We start from the raw sequence: 18,835 nt of genomic DNA, 5'->3' as shown, positions 1-18,835 counted from the left end.
ATTTACTTATGATTGGCGTGAGCAGTTTTCTCATGCCAATCATAAAACTTTTAAAGGCTTCTATACAGCGTAATGTTCGAAAGAAGGAGTAAAGCATGACAAAATCTAAAAAACTGGGCCTGAATGCGCGCAGGCGAAGAGGCGAGTTCCTTTGGGGATGGGCCTTCCTTTTACCGACAATCGTCGGCGTTTTTATATTAAATATATTTCCGATCCTCAGTACCATAAAACAGAGCCTGTATAAAACAGGGGATTTCGGCAGAAGCAACATCTTTGTCGGACTGGACAATTTTGAAAGATTAATACACGATCCGGATGTATGGCAGGCACTGATTAACACGATAAAATACGGAGTTGTAGAAGTTCCGATTTCCATAGCCCTCGGCCTGGTGCTTGCAGTACTTCTGAACAAGAAAATAAAGGGCAGAACCATATACAGAACGATTCTTTTCCTTCCAATGGTTGCCGCACCGGCTGCAATCGCGATGATATGGAAATGGCTGTATAATTCTCAGTTCGGACTGATCAACCACATATTCGGAACAAATGTCAAATGGGTCTCGGATCCCAATATAGCCATATATTCACTGGCCATTGTGGGAATCTGGTCCGTCATTGGATACAATATGGTACTGTTTCTGGCAGGGCTGCAGGAAATACCCAAAGATTATTACGAAGCCGCCGAGATTGACGGTGCCTCGGGTATCCGGCAGTTTTTCAGCATCACGGTACCGCTGATATCTCCTTCCACCTTTTTTGTTGCAGTTACCAGAGTCATCGCCGCACTGCAGGTATTTGACATTATATATATGGTAATAGACCGAAGTAATCCGGCCTTCACCAAAACACGGTCACTGTCCTATTTGTTCTACGAGTACACGTTCATGGACAAAAATGTAGGCTACGGTTCTGCGGTGGTTGTTCTGCTTTTGCTGTTGATACTTGTAGTAACGGTGATCCAGATGATTGCACAGAAGAAATGGGTACAGTATAACTAGGAGGAAAAGGATGAAAACAAAGAAAATATTCAAGAAAAATAAACTGCTTATTCATATCATCCTGATTATCGTTTCTGTTTCAATGCTTATCCCATTTTTATGGATGATATTAACAGCTTTTAAAACCAATGCCGAAGCAACACAAGTGGCCCCATTTATTATTTTCCCGAAAGAGTGGAAGCTGGATTCCTTTATCAGAGTTACAAATACCGTAGATTTCCTGAAGTTATACGCAAATACAATCCTCTTTATTCTTTTAAGAATCGTATGTGCAGTTGTGACGTCTACTATGGCCGGCTATGCCCTGGCACGCTTAAACTTTTTAGGAAAGAAATTTGCATTCATGGTTGTTCTGCTGCAGATGATGGTTCCCGGGCAGGTATTTGTGATCCCTCAGTATCAGATGGTTTCAGATCTGGGTATGACCAACACCATTTTCGCCCTGGTATTTCCGGGACTTGTTTCAACTTTTGGAACCTTTTTCTTACGGCAGGCATTTATGTCGCTTCCGAATGACCTGGAGGAGGCCGCCAGGCTGGACGGGTGCAATATAGGGCAGATTTTCTTATACGTCTTTATGCCTCTGACAAAATCAGCTGTTACTGCGCTGAGCATATTCACCGCAGTATTCGCTTATAAAGATCTGATGTGGCCAATGATTGTAAACACAAGAAAAAGCTCTCAGGTGCTCTCCTCTGCTCTCGCACAGCTTCAGGGGCAGTATGCCTCAAATTATCCGGATTTGATGGCTGCATCTTTGATCGCCAGCGTCCCTATGATTGTTCTGTATCTGATTTTCCAGAGACAGTTCATCGAAGGTATCGCTACATCGGGCGGAAAACTATAATAGAAAGAAAATTTGGAGGTATTATTATGCTTGTAAACCTGAAAGAAATACTGCGGATTGCGGAGGCAAGAAAAATAGCGGTAGGATCTTTTAACACACCGAATCTGGAGAGCGTGCAGGCAGTCATCGGGGCTGCTGAGGAACTGGACGTCCCCGTTATCATTATGCATGCGGAAGTGCATGAGGAGATCAGCCCTCTCAAAGTCATTGGAAAAGTCATGGTACAGTGCGCCGAGGACGCAAAGGTTCCGGTCTGCGTACACTTGGATCATGGAGAGCACCTGGACTACCTGAACCGGGTGCTGGACATTGGTTTTACGTCAGTCATGTACGATGGTTCCGCACTTCCTTACGAGGAAAATGTAGCCAATACCTGTATTGCCGTCAGTCTGGCCCGCAAGAAAGGGGCCTCCGTGGAAGCGGAAATCGGGACTCTCGGCAAACGGGAGCTGGGCTATCATGAGGAGCCCTCCGGTGAGGAACCCAAACAGGTATATACCAACCCGCGGGATGCCGAACGCTTTGTAAAAGATACCGGGATCGATGCGCTGGCCTGTTCCTTTGGAACCGCACACGGACTGTACCTCAGCAAACCCAAACTGGACATGCATGTCCTGGATGAAATTAAAAAGAGAGTTGATGTCCCGCTCGTCATGCACGGCGGCAGCGGCGTCAGTGAGGAGGACTACCGCACAGTCATTGAAAAGGGTGTCCGCAAAATCAATTATTATACATATATGGCAAAGGCCGGCGGCGAAAAGATCGAGAGTCATTTCCACATGAATCAGATGCCCATTGAAAAAGACGGCAGAGAGTTTATCATGTACTATGCAATCGCGGAAAAGAGCAAAGAAAAACCGGTATACTATCACGATATTGTACGCTGGGGCATACAGGCAATGAAGGAAAATGTTTTAAAAGCACTGACAGTATTTTCAGGAAAGTAGGTGGCAGATATGAAGATAGCCGGACTGGATATCGGGACAACCGGATGTAAGCTGACAGTATTTGATGAAAACGGAGAATATCTGGACAAGTCATATCAGGACTATCCGGTTTCCAGAGGGAGCGGTGAACATGAGACCGATGCCGAAGCCATTCTGGAAGGTGTTTATCATGTCATTCGGCAGATGAGCAGCAAGTTTCCGGATATTTCAGGCATCGGGGTAACCAGCTTTGGAGAAACGTTCGTTATGACAGACGGGGAAGGCAGACCGCTTCACCGGGCCATGCTCTATACAGATCCAAGAGGTGCGAAGGAATGCCGGGAACTGGAAAATAAACTGGGAGGGAAAATCATCGCATCCATTACAGGCCTGAAGCCCCATGAGATGTACAGCCTTCCGAAAATCATGTGGATGAAGAAACATCATCCCGAGATCTACAACAAAGCAAAACACATCTTCCTGATGGAAGATTTCGTAATATATACACTCACCGGGGAAGCAAAAATTGATTATTCCCTGGCCAGCAGAACCATGGGGTTTGATATCACATTTCTTAGATGGAGCAGTGAGCTGTTCGATGCCGCAGGGGTAGATATGAAGCTGATGTCAGAGCCTGTGCTTACCGGCACACTGGCAGGTACCGTAACAAAAGGGGCCGCTGAAAAAACCGGACTGGCCGAAAACACAAAAATTGTAGCCGTCAGCCATGATCAGGTTGCAGCGGCCGTGGGCGCCGGGGTGTTCAGTTCCGACAAAGCAGTTGACGGGGCAGGTACCGTGGAGTGTCTGACTCCTGTTTATGACGGACTGCCAAATCTGGAGGATATGTACCGGGGCAACTATTCGGCTGTTCCTTACGTCATCCCCGGAAAATATGTCTGCTACGCCTTCTCCTATACCGGAGGCGCCCTGATCCAGTGGTGCGTGGATACAATAGCCAAAAAGGAAAAAGAGCTGGCTGCAGAAATGGGGATTTCCGTAAATGAGCTGCTGGAAAAAGAATCCGAAAGCCCCACGGGACTGCTGGTTCTGCCCCATTTTGCCGGGGCCGCCACCCCCTATATGGATACCGGCTCCCGGGGTGCCATTGTGGGACTCACGGCAGCACATACTGCCGGAGATATTTACAGGGCCTGCATGGAAGGCGTTGTCTACGAGATGATGCTGAATATGGAATACTTAAAAGAATCCGGCGTAAAGTTTAAGATGCTTCACGCCACAGGAGGCGGAGCCCGCTCAGAAGTCTGGATGCAGATGAAAGCGGATATGCTGAACGTCCCCATTACCGCACTGGAAACCCTGGATGCCGGCACCGTGGGAAGCGCCATGCTTACAGGGATCGCGGCGGGCTGTTTCCGGGATCTGGAGGACGCGCAGAATGCAATGGTAAAGACACGCAAAGTATATACTCCTGATCCTTCCATGCATGAAAAATACTGCAAAATATACGAGCGGTACCGGAAACTGTATCAGGCAGTCAGACCGCTTGTTTCATAAGATAAAAAGTCTATAGAAGATTATCCGGGCTGAAAGCAGAGCTTTTCAGCCCGGAACCCATGAAAGGAGCAATTTATATGAACCCATATATCGGATGTGAATCCCAGCTGTACGGGATCGAAGAACACAGACTGACAGGAGGCCGGGGCGACGGAATGCGCCTGCTTATCATCCGTAACGGCAAAGGCATGGAGATGACGGTTTCCCTGGATCGGGCAGCGGATATCTCCCGGCTCAGTTTCGACGGATGCAACATGTCCTATTTTTCCCCCTGCGGTTATGTTTCGCCCGCATATTATCAGGCCACTGGTTCCGACTGGCTCAAATCCTTTACCGCCGGCTTTTTAACAACCTGCGGTCTACAGGCCGTGGGAAGCCCCTGCGAGGATGAAGGAGAGATCCTTCCCCTGCACGGCTCCATAGCCAATACCCCGGCAGAGCAGGCATACTGGTTCGAAGAAAAAGAGTCCCTCATCATACGCGCCCGGATCCAGGACGAAACCCTCTTCGGACGCAAACTCAGAATGCACCGTGAAATCTGTGTAAGCCTAAAGGAAAACACATTTACAGTTCAGGATACCATAGAAAACACAGGCGACACGAAACAGCCCTTTGAGATCCTCTACCACATGAACATGGGATATCCCCTTCTGGACGAAGACAGCATTCTGGAAATCCCCGCCCGGGAAGTACTGCCCAGAGACGACCACGCCGCCGCAGACATCCAAAACTGCCTGAAGATAGATAAGCCCCAGGCAGGTTACACCGAAAGATGCTACTACCACCGTTTCAAAGACAAAACCGGCCAGGCCTCCATCTATCAGCCCAAACGAAACAAGGGCCTGAAAATCGAATTTGATGCCGAAAAACTGGACGGCTTCACCCAATGGAAAATGATGGGCATCCGCGACTACGTCCTCGGCCTCGAGTGCGGGAACTGCTATCCTGATGGCCGTAATATCATGCGCCAGACCGGAATGCTAAAATTCCTCGATCCAGGCCAATCCATAACATACCAGGTGAAAATTACGGAGATAAAAAATAGTATTATAGTTTAAGGTATCGTAAATTGGAAGTTTCCCACCTCCTCTCTCTTTTACTTAAAGAGGCTTAAAGAGTACCATTTCCGATGGAACACATGATTTTCCTGTAACTATAATGTCGCAATAAGGTTTCATTTGTTATCAATATTATGAGAAACAGATAACCCAACTAGGAATGGCATCCCGCTTCAGACAGGCGGCCTCCCCCCTTCCCCCTCCCTCAAAAACATAAGTATAAATCCTCCGGCCAGCAGTCCCCCCGCTATCCATATTGAATGCAGCCCGATGGTTCGGCTCATAATTGCCCCCACCGCTGCTCCCACAGCAAATATCAAGATCACAAAATAATAATGCATACTTTTCTTTCTCAGCGTCTTATCTTTTGTAATATGATACCTGCAGAGCATTTCTGTGGCACTTCGCATATTGCCGATACACATGGTAGTAGCACAGGGAATTCCCCTGAATTTACGGAAGCTGTTAACCTGCATGGCACAGGCAAAAGACATCAGTACATTAGCCAGTACATCAAAAGAATGCGGCAGAATCCCCACCACAGCAAGCAAGACCACCTCCACAATCAGGACAATCTGCCGCCAGTGTATTCTCTGGTAATCTTTATATAAATGGTGTACCCATTCCGTCACATATACCCCGCCAATAAAGGCAGCCAGAGGCATCAGATAATGAAGCGCCGTCCCCCAGTTACCCTGTGCCAGGTTCTGCCCCAGCAATACAATATTCCCGGTCTGGGCATTGGCAAACACCTTCCCTCTGCAGTTGTACGAATATGCATCCTGAAATCCTCCCGCCAGCGTCAATAATACCGCCAACACCATAGATTCCGACATCTGCTGTTTTGCTTTTAAATTAATCATTTATCTAACCTCCAGCGCAAAAAAACATTTCCACCACTATTATACGACCTTCTCACCCAAAGTAAAGAGATTTAGCAACGTGCTTTGGGCACGGCGCGGATGGGGACGCTTTATGACAGGGATAGCCGCAAACCGCCCTAAGAACATACCTGTCCTTTCAAAAACGCTAAAGCGGGCCTTAGAAATTCCTGGTGGGAAACAGCCGCGAAAATGGAGAGATTTTTCGATTCCGAATCGAAAAATCGGCTGACCCAGCGCGAGAAATCATCGGATTTCTTGCGATGTGTCAGCTGTGCTCCATTTTCGCGGCTGTTTCCCGCCTGGAATTTCTTAGGTCCGTGTCCGCATTTTTGAAAGGACAGGTATGTTCTTAGGGCGGTTTGCGGCTATCCCTTCATGGAGCGTCCCCCACCCGCGCCGAAACTAAATCTCGTCGCTAAGTCCTGATTTCCCGGATAATCTGCTCTTTTAGTACAGCCTGCCCCGAGATCAGTACTGCCGCAACGCAGATCAGGATATTTACCAACGCCATTCCCAGTATAGGCAGCGGAGACATACTTGCTTTGGGATGCAGATACAGGTATACATGGATCATAAAGTAATACAGAATCTTCTGTACAATCAGGTATAGCACCGCCATCACCAGGCTGGAGTATACTCCGTATCTGATGCCCTCCTTCACAAGCATTTTCCGGAATCCTGCATCTGTGATTCCCATGGCCCTCAGTATCCCAAACTCGTGTTTCCTGGCTGCTACCAGGTACTGCATGCTGTTCACAATATGGAGAAAACTGATGACAAGGAGAATGGCTCCTACGCCATAGAAGAACATCATTTTCTGGGCGAGGTATTGGTTCTCGGTCTTAATCTGCTCTGTGTAGTCTTTCACAATGCATTTCCCGATTCCGGATGTGAGCCTGCGGATTTCATCGGATACTTTCGAGGCATCCGCGCCCTCTGTCAGGCTGATGCTGACTGTCCGGTAACCGCTGACTCCAAAGTTCTTCTCCATCTGCTCATTTGTCATAATGATATCGACCCGGTCCTTGCCGTCATCTTCTATAAATGCATCTACCTTTGCCAGTGGGCGGCTTGTGATTGCGGCTGCCTGGAACTCTGCTTCCCTGTACTGGTCCGCTTCGGATTCAAAGCGCAGCACCTCTGGGGCGGCCGCTGAACTGACCGGCGTTTTCAGGGTTATGGCATCTCCTGCTTTGAGATCGATGCCGTCGTAATTTCCCTGTCCGTCCATGATCGTCTTAAAGATCACACTGTTATTTGCACGCATGTTATCTGGATTGATTTCTCCCTTCAGAAGATACTCGTTCAGGCCGTCAAGCAGCTGGTCGTCATATCCGTAAATATTCACCTTCAGCAGATAATCATTCTCCCCTGTCTGTACGGCTACTCCATTGTACTTCTCCATCAGCACCGGATCGGGTTTAAAATCCTCCTGATCCGCAGTTTCCGGATAATAACTGGGCCAGTTGAAAGCCCCTCCCACAAACGGTACTTCCCCCAGCATATACCTGACTGCACTGAGGCTTCCGATTCCATCAATCTGTTTCAGCTGCTGTATCGTTTTCTCCGGTATGACCGTCTTCAAATCATCTGTATCCAGATAGATCTGAATATCAGAACCCAGGCCATCGTCGGCTTTGAAGGTCAATTCATTATTAATTCTTGTATTTTCCGCCACATAAGCTGATCCCAGGAAAAGCAGGCACCCCGCGGACAGGGAAAGCAGTATGCCTATGAATGCCCCTTTTCTTGCAAACATAAACTTCTTCGTCAGAACTCCTGTCAGGTTGGAAAACTTTATGCTGTATATTTTTCGGTTCTTTCTTTTTTTCCCGCCTTCTTTGGCAAGAAGCTCCCTGAGGGTCAGTCTGTGCATCCTCCGTACCAGTATGAAGCTGATCAGAAGGATCAGCACGAGGAAGAAGACTGCACCGCCCGCAATAATGTCTTCGGAAACATGAAATTTTCCGGGAGCAGGCAGATTCACTGCTGTCAGCTTCGTATCGCCGCTTTGATGTACAATAAAGTCTTCCGGATACACAAAGATCCGGCCCCCGACTCTGTAGATCAGTGAAGCCGCACCATTTCCCAGAAGATAGCCCAAAGGATATCCGGGCAGAAAGATCATAAATAATTCTGCGGCAAGAATACCAAAGGTACTCTTCTCTCCCATTCCCACCGTCTGTAGTATGCTGTACTGCGACATTCTTCGGATAACGGATACCTGAAACAGGCTGTACATAATAAATATACTGAACAGTCCCAGAGCGGCCACTACCACCTTCTCCGTCAGGTTCCAGTTTTCATTGAGTATGTACCAGATATAGGGAAGTCCGGCCCCCTTTATGGAAATTCCTGTTTTAATTGTTTCCAGCACGGAAGTGCCGCCTTCTCCGCCCAGATATTTAAGAGTTTCATTATTTCTCTTCAGACCGGTCTTATCAATTCCAAAAGTGTCTGCCATTTTGGCGGCCTGCTTATACACCTTGCGGGACTCATCAAATTTCATATACAGAAACTTTCCATTGGCCCCGTAATTCAGGTCTTCGTCAACCAGCACCTGCATACTGTCCGCGTCAGGCATACTGGAAATGATTCCGCACAATGTGAATTCTTCATTGTCCAGCTCCACCCTGCTGCCCAGTTCCGCCGGGATTTCCAGGTTTCTGAGCGTATACGTGTCCATTGCCACTTCATTTTCCTGCTGCGGATAATGTCCCTGCTCCAACCTGCGGCCCATGATGTCCAGATAGCCCGAATCCGCATACGCCATTGTTATCTCGTAAGGTTCTTCCAGCACCTTACGTATGGTCAGAACACCTGATTTTTCTACTTTATATCCTGTCCCCTGGGTGTGCTCCTGAAATTCCGGGAACCAGGGAAAATCGCAGCGCACATAATAATGCCAGTCCCCTGTCTTATCCCGGGCATTTTCAAGCGCAGCATTCCTGCCGCTCCCCATCAGAGATCCGATCCCGGTCAGTATAGATGCAGACAGGACAATCCCCAGAAAGAGAGACAGTGTCTGTTTTTTATAATATTTCAAATAGGCAAAAGCCAGACGGATCGTATTTTTCACTGCGCCTCACCGCCTTTTGCGTAGAATTCCCTCTCGCCGTCATACAGCCGCCCGTCCTCTATGCGGATCATCCTGTCGCAGGTCTGCGCAAGGGCCTCGTTATGTGTCACCATTAAAATTGTCTGGTTATACTTTTTACTGCTGGATTTTAAAAGCCCCATCACTTCAATCGCGGTGCGGGAATCCAGGTTGCCGGTGGGTTCATCCGCCAGTATGATCGCCGGCTTATTTGCCAGCGCACGGGCAAGGGCCGCTCTCTGCTGCTGCCCGCCGGACAGCTCATTGGGGTAACTCTTTCTCTTTTCCCACAGTCCCAGCTCTTTCAGCAGATCTTCTATATAGGAATGGTCCATATATTTTCCCTTGTCAAATGTAACCGGAAGCGCCACATTATCGTACACATTCAGCACCGGCATCAGACTGTAATTCTGGAAAACAAATCCGATATTCCGGCGGCGGAAGATCGTCAGTTCCTTCCGTTTCAGCTCCGCAATATCGTGATCCCTTATGACCACCTTCCCCCTGGTCGGCACATCCAGGCCGCCGATCAGGTTCAGCAGGGTGCTTTTTCCGCTCCCGCTGGCTCCAACAATTGCCGCAAATTCCCCCTGCTCCGCGGAGAGAGTCACGTCGGACAGCGCTTTGACCGGAATATCCCCGGAACCGTATATTTTATCAACATGCTGTATGTCCAAAATTTTCATATCCATACACTCCTTTCCTGTTGTCCTTAATTGTAGCAGGGCATACTTACATGCATCCTACAAATAAAAAAGAAATTCTTACAAAACTGTCAGAATTCAATTCCCACAGTTCTGTAAGAAAACAGAAAAGCAGCTCCCCTTTCCAGGTTCAGAAGCCACATTCATATACCCCTTCTCCTTTTCCAGAATCAATTTGGACAAATACAGGCCGATTCCGGAGCCATCCATGTTCTCTGCAGCCCTGCTCCGGTAAAAACGTTTGAAGATCTCTGTAATCTCCTCTTTTGCAATTCCCATCCCCGTATCCCGAAACCAGATCTCCGTGTACATCTCGTACCGGCGCATCCCAATTGTAATCCGTCCCGACTGCGGCGTATACTTGACCGCATTTTCCAGAATATTGGCAAACACCTCCGTGGTCCATTTCGGATTATGATACAGTCTGCACTCCGGAAAATATTCCGTCTCTATCTCAATCTGTCTGCGCTGTGCCTTATCATAAATCAGGTTCACCGCATCCAGCAGAGTCCGCCGGATCAACGCCCCCTCCGCTTCAAATACGATCACATCCTGCTCCAGTTTCACCATCTTAAACAGAGAAGTCAAGATCCACTCCACCTTCTCCGACTGCCTTTTCATCTTGCCCAGAAACTTCTCCTGCTCCGCTCTCGTAAGCGACTCATCCTCCAGAATTTCCTCGTACATCATAATATTGGCAAGAGGAGTTTTCAACTGATGAGACATATTCGAAATCAGGCTTTTCACCTGTTCCTTTTCCCTCTGTGCGCCGCCCACCTCAACCTGCAGTTTCTCCTGGATCCGCCTCGCCTTGCCCGCCAGAGCGGAGATCTCACCCTCTTTTAAATCCGTCTGCTCAATCACTTTATCATCCAGGATCCGATCCATCATCCGGTCAACTTCCTGATACAGCCTTCTGTTTTTCCGCCCAAGCCACACCGCAGTCCCGGCGAAAACCAGAGCCAGCACGCCAAGAATACCGATCCATATCCATTCCATAACTCACTACCGCCTTTACCCACAAGAGTTTCCAAGAGTCCCCCATAAAAATACAATTACTGCTCTTTCCATATGTATCCCAGCCCATGCACCGTCTTAATACAGCAGGGGGAATCCGGGTGCTCCTCAACCTTAGCCCGCAGCCTCCGAATATTCACAGACACCGTATTCTCATCCACAAACCGGCCCGCACTGTCCCAGACATTTTCCAGAATCTGCTCCTTAGAAAGCACCTGATTCCGGTTCTCCAAAAAGAACAAAAGCAGCTTATACTCCACCTTACTCAGCACCACTTCCTCCCCTTCCCGGAAAACCCTGCATTCCTTCACATCCACCCGAATCCCGTTAGACTGAATCACCGTCCCCCCATTCCTCCGCAGAACCAGCCGTTTCACCCGTGCCTTCAGCACCGCAACCGAAAAAGGCTTGGTCATAAAATCATCCACCCCCAGCTCCAGAGCCTTCACCTCATCCAGCTCTGTATCCCTGGCCGTCAGCATCAAAATAGGAACATCACTCCCCGCCCGGATCTCTCTGCAAAACTCAAACCCATTCCCATCCGGAAGATTACAATCCAAAATCACGCAATCAACGCCCCCGTCGTCCAGCATCCGCCGCCCCTCCCGAATACAAGAAGCAAGCCTCGTCACATACCCGTCCGCCGAAAAAGCAAACCCGATCCCTTCCCCCAGATCAACATCATCCTCAACAATCAACAAACAAGCCATAACATCGCTCTCCTCATCTACCCACATATAAATATCCAGCCATTCACATTCTATCTTCATATTCTACCATAGTAAAAAAGCACTGCAAAGGCAAGTACAAAATATTATAATTGTAAGAAATTAACTGTTTCAGGATGTGCTATAATGGTAGCAATGAACAAGGAAGATAGAAGGAGGGCTGCCTGGATGAAAAAGAGACAACTGGCATTCATTTTAAGCATTTTACTATTTATTTCCGTTATCCCGGTATCAGCAATGGGGGATAATGAAAATCAGGCTGACCGCGCTGAAGACTACGGGACTCCCGGGGTCGACTACGCCGAGGGGGAAGTCATCGTGTGTGTAAATGGAGGAAAAGATGCACTGGCTAAAAGAAGCCGCAGTGTCTCTTACCAGGTGGAAGAGTTAATGGATGTTACGGTGACTGCGGACACAGATACGCCAATGACAATGAATGCCCTGGCAGATAATCCAAATGGGAACTCTGACAGTGAAAAGATGCTTGTGCTGGTGAAAGGTCAGGGGGATGTAGCAGACCTGATCGAGGATTTAGAAAGCAACCCGTCCGTGGAGTATGCGGAGCCGAACTATTTTGTAAAGCTGTATGATGAGAGGGACACATCAGAGGCGCAGAAAACAGACGTATCAGAGACACCAAAAACAGAAGTTCCAGAGACTGAAACGGAGACTCCAAAGACTGAAACGGAGATTTCGGAGACAGAAACATCAGAAACAAAGGTACCTGAGGCAGACGCTCTGGAGACTGCCGGATACCAGGAAGTTCTGGATACAGAGGCCGCCAAACCGGGATTTACGAGTGAACGCAATGATCCATACTTTGGATACCAGTGGGCACTGAAGAATCAGACAGACACAGGCGCCGGAGGTGTAGATGCCAATGTAACGGCAGCATGGAATACGGCGGCGGCAGCGGATAAGACGGTAGTAGCGGTTATCGACACTGGCGTGGATTATAATCACGAAGACCTGAAGGATGTGATGTGGGATGACGGCCTTAACTATCCGGTTTTAACGGAACTGGGCGGAGGTAAATACGGCGCTAATTATGCCGGCGGCAACACGGATGACCCGATGGATACAGAATCAGGACATGGTACACACTGCGCAGGTATTATTGCTGCTCAGAGTGACAATGCGGCAGGGGTGTCAGGGGTAGCACAAGGGGCAGAGATTATGGCGCTTCGAATGTTTGGTGAAGAAGCCAAAGAAGATACAGCTATTAAATGTTATGCATATATACAGGCTGCAAAAGATGCCGGGGTCAATGTGACGGCGATAAATAATTCCTGGGGGCCGTCAAACTATTACGAAGCGGAACTCAAGTCTGTGGCGACTGCGGTTACGACGCTGGGCAAAAAAGGAATTGTAAGCTGCTTCGCATCCGGCAACAGCGGAACTGATAATGATCTGAATCCCGGAGGCGTTGCCAGGAGCCCATACACTATCAGGGTAAGTGCAATTGAAAGCCGGGGACATGCTGCTTTATTTAGCTGTTATGGAGAGAGTATGGTAGATATATTTGCGCCGGGGGTGGCTATCTTGTCCACGGTAACCACGGATACAAGCGCGGGAGATATGTGTAAAAACCCGCCACAGTATCTGCCTCAGTTAATGGAACCTGCAGCAAACTATTTTTATGAGGATTTTGAAGGTGATGATTCTGACGTGACATTAAAGCTTCTTGATGAGAACGGGAATGTAAAGGCAGAAACAAAGGCAGCAGCCCCGGGGGCTGGCTTTATAGAAAGCAAAGGTGCGGCTCTCCCCCTTGATACGATTAATGAAGGGGAAGGCTATTATATCGAGATGACAATCCCGAAAGAAAAATTTACAGGAATGGCTGCAAACCCATCTGAGCAAAACGATCCGGTATATCTGGCATTTCAGGGGCGTTGTGAGGATGCAATGCTGGGGGAATATCTGCTGGCACTCTACAAAAATGAGGCGGGCCAATGGACTCCACTGTATACGGCGAATGGCAGCCAGCCGGCCAATATTTGTTTTGATAATTATGGCTTTAATCAATCATCCGGTAAGATTTCTAATGACAATCTTTCATTTCTTGAGGGCAATCAGAATGGAAATATAACGATTCGGTTTACATCATTTTATAATTATGATTATGATAAAAATATAGGCGTTATGAACGGACGTGGCGAGCATCCTGCCTTTTATCTGGACAATCTGGGATTTGGGAAGGAAGCGGTTCCGTATGCCTTCCTTAGCGGAACATCTATGGCAGCGCCTGTAGTGACGGGAATCGCCGCACTGGCCTCCCAGACAGTAACGGGAACGGATGAAGAGCGGGCGGCTGAGGTCTGCGCCCGCATCAAAGGAAGTGCTAACCGGGATGATACAACTGATCTTATGAATACCTGTGTGACAGAAGGAATGGTGGATGCAGGAACGGCAGTTTCATCAGACGAGTCGGCTTTTAACCCGGTACTCAATACGCTGGATATGCAGAATGACATAACCGGAGTATTAAAAGGATACTTCTTTGGCAGTATCCAGGGAACGCTTATGGCTTCCGGGGCTGACGGCGTGATGAATAAACTGGAAGTGAAGAATTGGACGGACAGAGAGATTTTCTTTACACCGCCGGAGGATTTTACCGGAAGGTATCAACTGAAGGTTATCCGGGCAGACGGAAAATACGGACGGGACTTCTTTCTTACACAGCAGACAGCACGAGGCTATACCGGCCTTCCGGCACCTGAACTTTCTTACGAAGACCTTTGCGGTTATGGAATTACATCTGCAGATGCCTTTACGATGGGCTTAGGAGCAGCTGGAAATACAATTCTAAGAATCGCGTTGTTAACTGAATCTAATCAGGCAGTGGCAGAAGTCTATGACGTGGAGCACCGGACGTGGGGCAAGGCATCTCTGCCGGAGGGATTAACCGGAAACTGGCTTTCTTTGCATAACGAAAACATGAAAATAGCCGACGGCCTTTCAAAGATCTATCTCAAATATAAGTCTGAGCCGGCAGATCAATGGATGCTGGGTATTTACGATACAGAAACCGGTATGTGGGAGACTGTCCCGGCTGAGTTTAAAGGCGGTGAGGCACTGGCTGTCTACCAGAACCAGCTTCTGGCGATCGGAAGCGCTAAGCAGATCTCTGAGAACGGCAATGACTCTAATAATTTTGAACTAAGTGCAGATATAAAAGTAGTAGACCCCTCGACAGGAGCACTTACAGACAGCAAACTCAAGCTTCCTGAAGAGGAAGGAACTGCTTGGGCGTCCGCGTCAGGAAATGTACTGGCAATTTATAAAGGGACAAACGGCAGCACAATGATTTATGACGGCAGTGCATGGAGTGTGACAAAAGACACATTTTTTAATGGGGACAACGAAATGTTTGATGCGTTACAGGCTCTGGATATAGGATGCCATGCTGTAAACAACGGCCTTATTGCATCAGGCCCGGTTCAGAATCTGGGCAAAGATAATATGAGGGACACCTGGAGCTTTGACAAGACGCAAAAAGTATGGAGCAGCAGGGAAGATGTACTTTACCACTCCGAGAAAACAACCTTGAATATGGCAGTATGTCTAAATGGCAAGTTCTACGAATTATCAAGAGGCAGGCTGGACAGTCCACTAATATTCCGATCCCTGGCCGTAAATCACACCGGACCGACCATGAACCCGGGAGAGAGTGAGAATCCAGGAGGCAACGAGAACCCTGGAGGCAATGAGAACCCTGGAGGCAATGAGAACCCAGGAGGCAACGAGAACCCAGGAGGCAACGAGAACCCAGGAGGAAATGGCAACTCCGATCCAACGCCAATTCCAGGTACGAATACCATAACGGACAATAAAATCCCCCCCATATCGGACATTTCCGGTAAGAAGAGAGCCACAAAGACAGGTGATACAGCTGATATGGCACCATGGCTTTTACTGTTAACGGGAAGCATAATCCTTGCCGTCACCAGGGGAAAAAAGAGACAACTAAAATAGCAGAGTGAGAAGTCTCCTTATAGCTATCGAACAAACAGTAGTCTCCCTTTACAAATCACCATATCATCAAAAGGTACGAACTTTTATGTATCCTCCCAGCCCGTCATGCACCGCCACTCCCATCCGCCGCTCCCGCCTGACTTACCTTCCGCGCAAGCCGCCTCTCCCTCCCGCCGGATGCACCCAGCGCCTTTGGCGGATAGACGGGAAACTGCATTCGGATACACATGCTGGTAGAAAATGCTCAGAGTGCATTTACGAATTCTTGAAGCAATCAGGCGGACGACAGGGGAGACACCGTGATTCCGAATCACGGTGTCGGATGACCCAGCGCGAGAAATCATCTGATTTCTCGTGCTGTGTCATCCCGTGCCCCTGTCGCCCGCCTGATTGCTTCCTAGAATTCGTTAATAAACGGCCGCATTTTCTACCAGCATGTGTATCCGAATGCAGCTTCCCGTCTATCCGCCAAAGGCGCGGCCACCTAACTCCCCATAACCTCCCGATACGAAGCCCTCTTCTCTACAGCCGCCCCCAAGTCTCCCATCTCAGAAACATCCCCAATCAATATAACTCCGCAAAGCCGATTATTGAGGAAGTAATATTTTTTATACTGTTTTCTTCCCATATCTTTCAATTCCACGGTCTTATACACAAGATTCGGATTTTTCCCCGTATCCCCCACCGCATAAAGCGCGGTATTCATCCCATGGAACGTAAGTGCCGCCGGTACCTGTACATATTCTGTCTTATCCCCTGCCGCATTGGCACCAGCCACTTTGCCCTGATCCACCGCTTCCGGCCAGATTGCATAATTCACATTCTGGTACTGGGCACAGTCGCCACAGGCATAGACATCCGCCATGCTGGTTTCCATCCCGCTGTTTACCACCACGCCGCGGTCCGTCTCCAGCCCCATCTGCTGTGCAAGCCCAATATTAGACCGGACACCACTTGAAATAATAACCATATCCGCAGGGATCTCCTCCCCATCCTTCAGGCGCACTGCACTTACCCGCTCATTTCCAAGAATCTCCGCAGGCTGTACATTTGTCCGTATCATAATTCCGCAGTCCTGCCCGATCTCTTTCAACAGTCCGCCTGCAGGTTCATCCAGCTGACGCCCCATCAGAACCGGAGCAATCTCCAGCACCGTGACGCTGCACTTTGCCTTTTTCATTTCCCATGCCGCTTCCAGTCCAAGCACTCCTCCGCCGATCACAACTACATTCTTTACAGAAGGAAGCAACTCTGCGACCTTCTTCGTGTCCTCCAGCCTCCGGATCGCCACAACAGCCTCTTTTTCACTGCCCGGGATCGGAGGAATAAAGCATTCTGCACCCAGTGCATAGATCAGTTTTGTATACTTCAGCCGTGTTCCGTCCTCCAGCGATACTTCTTTCTCCCCCGTATCCACAGAGGCCACTTTCTTTCCCAGAACCTGTACGATGTTCTGCTCTTCATACCACTTTTCATCCTGAATTGCAATCTGGTCTTCGTCTAATTCCGCCATAATGGACTTTGTCAGCATGGGTCTGTTATAAGAACGGTAAGGTTCGTCTGATATCATGACCACCGAAGCAGTGCGGTCCCGGTCCCTGATTGCTTTCGCAGCCTGATAGCCCGCTGCCCCGTTTCCAAGAATCAGATAAAAACCATCTGTATCATTGCGGTAAGAACTTTCCTCCACTTCAACAGGAACAAAGTTTTCCTTTCCCACTCCGCATACCGGACAGATCTCAAGTGAGGCATCGAATATTTCACCGCAGACAAGACATTTTACCAGACCGCTCTCGGCAGATTTCTTTTTCGTATTCGGTCTGTCCAGAAGAATACACCCAAAGTTATATCCAAAATCAAAAGCATCCTGCCGATCCGCCTGATCGGGCCTGAAACGCACCTGATAACCATCCACTACCTGCATCCGGAGCTGCCTGAGACGTTCCTCTATATGAGGCACCCCCTCGCCGCTCCATCCATAGCTGCCGAATGCCCCCGCAAGTTTTCCTCCATGGGTAACCGGCGTCATAGCCAGCGTCAGATCCCAGACCGGCTTCAGCGCCTCACCGACGATCGTTGGCGTTCCGAACAGAATCCCGTCTGCAAATCCCAGTTCCTCCACGACCTTTCCTGCATCTTCCTCTACCATGTCATAAAGTCTGACATCAATTTCCCCGCATTCCCGGATTCCTACAGCGATATCCTCCGCCACCTGTTTCGTGTAACCGTATGCACTGACATAAGGGATGATGACCGTCTTGCGCTGATTTGGATTATGAACCGTGCACCAGGTCTCATACCACTGGTACATTTGCTCCAGCTTTGTATCCAGAACCGGCCCGTGTCCGGTGCAGATCATCGTCACATCCAGCTGCCTTACCCGCTCCAGAGCCTTTATCATATAGGATTTGAACGGCCCTATAATACAGTCAAAATAATACTTTGTCGCCTTTTCATAATCCTCCCAGTTCTCCACTTTGCTGACCAGCACATCGTGAAACCCATAATGAGAGCCAAAGGAATCACAGGTCACAAGTATCTGCTCTTCTTCAATATAGGTGTACATTGTATCCGGCCAGTGCAGATTCGGCACTGCCATAAAGCAAAGCGTTTTATTTCCAATGCGCATACTCTGTCCGTCTTTTATCACAATTCCCGTAAAATCCCGATTCACGATATCTTTCAAAAATCCGTTGGCTGTCCCTGTAGATATGATTTTCAAATGCGGGCACAGATCCAGCAGACGCTCCACACTGCCGGCGTGGTCCGGCTCGGTATGGCTCACGACCAGATAATCAATCTCACTGACCGTTGTCACCTCTTCCAGTTTTTCCAGATAATCATCCCAGAACCGCTCCTTCGCCGTTTCAAACAAAATCGTTTTATCCCCGGCCTTTAATACATACGAATTGTATGTAGTACCGAACTCCGTATACATGATGATATCAAACACACGCAGGGAATCGTCAACAATACCGGTCCAATAGAATCCTTCTCTTAATTTCAGGCTTTTCATTATGCTACTCCTTTCAAGAAACAAATGTCTTTTTTCTTATAATACCACAGAAACCATTTTCTTA

At 48.5% G+C, this 18,835-nt stretch carries 12 protein-coding genes; 6 read left to right on the top strand and 6 right to left on the bottom strand.

Annotated elements, in window-relative coordinates; translation table 11 throughout:
• The first annotated feature begins 95 nt into the window (after window positions 1-95).
• The 5 genes from HMPREF0240_RS11680 to HMPREF0240_RS11660 all read left to right on the top strand — a co-directional run bounded on the left by HMPREF0240_RS11680 (window position 96) and on the right by HMPREF0240_RS11660 (window position 5,347).
• Window positions 96-998, top strand: coding sequence for a sugar ABC transporter permease (locus tag HMPREF0240_RS11680; RefSeq protein ID WP_009003614.1), 903 nt, complete (start codon window positions 96-98; stop codon window positions 996-998).
• A 10-nt stretch (window positions 999-1,008) separates the two neighbouring features.
• Window positions 1,009-1,845, top strand: a complete 837-nt coding sequence (locus tag HMPREF0240_RS11675; RefSeq protein ID WP_009003613.1) for a carbohydrate ABC transporter permease — start codon at window positions 1,009-1,011, stop codon at window positions 1,843-1,845.
• Between the two features lie 26 nt (window positions 1,846-1,871).
• Window positions 1,872-2,792: a class II fructose-bisphosphate aldolase gene (locus HMPREF0240_RS11670; RefSeq protein ID WP_009003612.1), complete on the top strand. Its 921-nt coding sequence runs from the start codon at window positions 1,872-1,874 to the stop codon at window positions 2,790-2,792.
• A 9-nt stretch (window positions 2,793-2,801) separates the two neighbouring features.
• Window positions 2,802-4,289, top strand: a complete 1,488-nt coding sequence (locus tag HMPREF0240_RS11665; RefSeq protein WP_009003611.1) for an FGGY-family carbohydrate kinase — start codon at window positions 2,802-2,804, stop codon at window positions 4,287-4,289.
• 77 nt (window positions 4,290-4,366) lie between these two features.
• A complete protein-coding gene (locus tag HMPREF0240_RS11660) occupies window positions 4,367-5,347 on the top strand; it encodes an aldose 1-epimerase family protein (protein ID WP_035313154.1) in 981 nt (326 codons plus the stop codon).
• Window positions 5,348-5,520: 173 nt separating this feature from the next.
• Here the strand turns inward: HMPREF0240_RS11660 and HMPREF0240_RS11655 are convergent, their stop codons facing one another.
• The 5 genes from HMPREF0240_RS11655 to HMPREF0240_RS11635 form a co-directional block, all read right to left on the bottom strand.
• Window positions 5,521-6,210 (bottom strand): YoaK family protein, encoded by a 690-nt coding sequence (locus HMPREF0240_RS11655; protein ID WP_009003609.1) that lies wholly within the window; start codon window positions 6,208-6,210, stop codon window positions 5,521-5,523.
• A 436-nt stretch (window positions 6,211-6,646) separates the two neighbouring features.
• Window positions 6,647-9,310 (bottom strand): FtsX-like permease family protein, encoded by a 2,664-nt coding sequence (locus HMPREF0240_RS11650; RefSeq protein WP_009003608.1) that lies wholly within the window; start codon window positions 9,308-9,310, stop codon window positions 6,647-6,649.
• Window positions 9,307-10,014: an ABC transporter ATP-binding protein gene (locus HMPREF0240_RS11645; RefSeq protein WP_009003607.1), complete on the bottom strand. Its 708-nt coding sequence runs from the start codon at window positions 10,012-10,014 to the stop codon at window positions 9,307-9,309. The genes HMPREF0240_RS11650 and HMPREF0240_RS11645 overlap by 4 nt, the downstream gene beginning before the upstream one ends.
• A gap of 96 nt (window positions 10,015-10,110) precedes the next feature.
• Window positions 10,111-11,031, bottom strand: coding sequence for a HAMP domain-containing sensor histidine kinase (locus HMPREF0240_RS11640; protein ID WP_009003606.1), 921 nt, complete (start codon window positions 11,029-11,031; stop codon window positions 10,111-10,113).
• 56 nt (window positions 11,032-11,087) lie between these two features.
• The gene (locus HMPREF0240_RS11635; protein WP_009003605.1) at window positions 11,088-11,819 is read right to left on the bottom strand and encodes a response regulator transcription factor; all 732 of its coding nucleotides are present in this window, start codon (window positions 11,817-11,819) and stop codon (window positions 11,088-11,090) included.
• 126 nt (window positions 11,820-11,945) lie between these two features.
• On the opposite strand from HMPREF0240_RS11635, the gene HMPREF0240_RS11630 reads away from it, so the two are divergent.
• Entirely contained in the window at window positions 11,946-15,755 is a 3,810-nt protein-coding gene (locus HMPREF0240_RS11630) for a S8 family serine peptidase (RefSeq protein WP_035313152.1), read from the top strand.
• 484 nt (window positions 15,756-16,239) lie between these two features.
• On the opposite strand, the gene HMPREF0240_RS11625 is transcribed toward HMPREF0240_RS11630, so the two are convergent.
• A complete protein-coding gene (locus HMPREF0240_RS11625) occupies window positions 16,240-18,771 on the bottom strand; it encodes an FAD-dependent oxidoreductase (RefSeq protein WP_009003603.1) in 2,532 nt (843 codons plus the stop codon).
• Window positions 18,772-18,835 lie beyond the last annotated feature (64 nt).

Source organism: Clostridium sp. D5, assembly GCF_000190355.1.
In the GTDB taxonomy this organism is placed as follows: domain Bacteria; phylum Bacillota; class Clostridia; order Lachnospirales; family Lachnospiraceae; genus Faecalicatena; species Faecalicatena fissicatena_A.
This window is presented reverse-complemented; position numbering and strand designations above follow the sequence as displayed.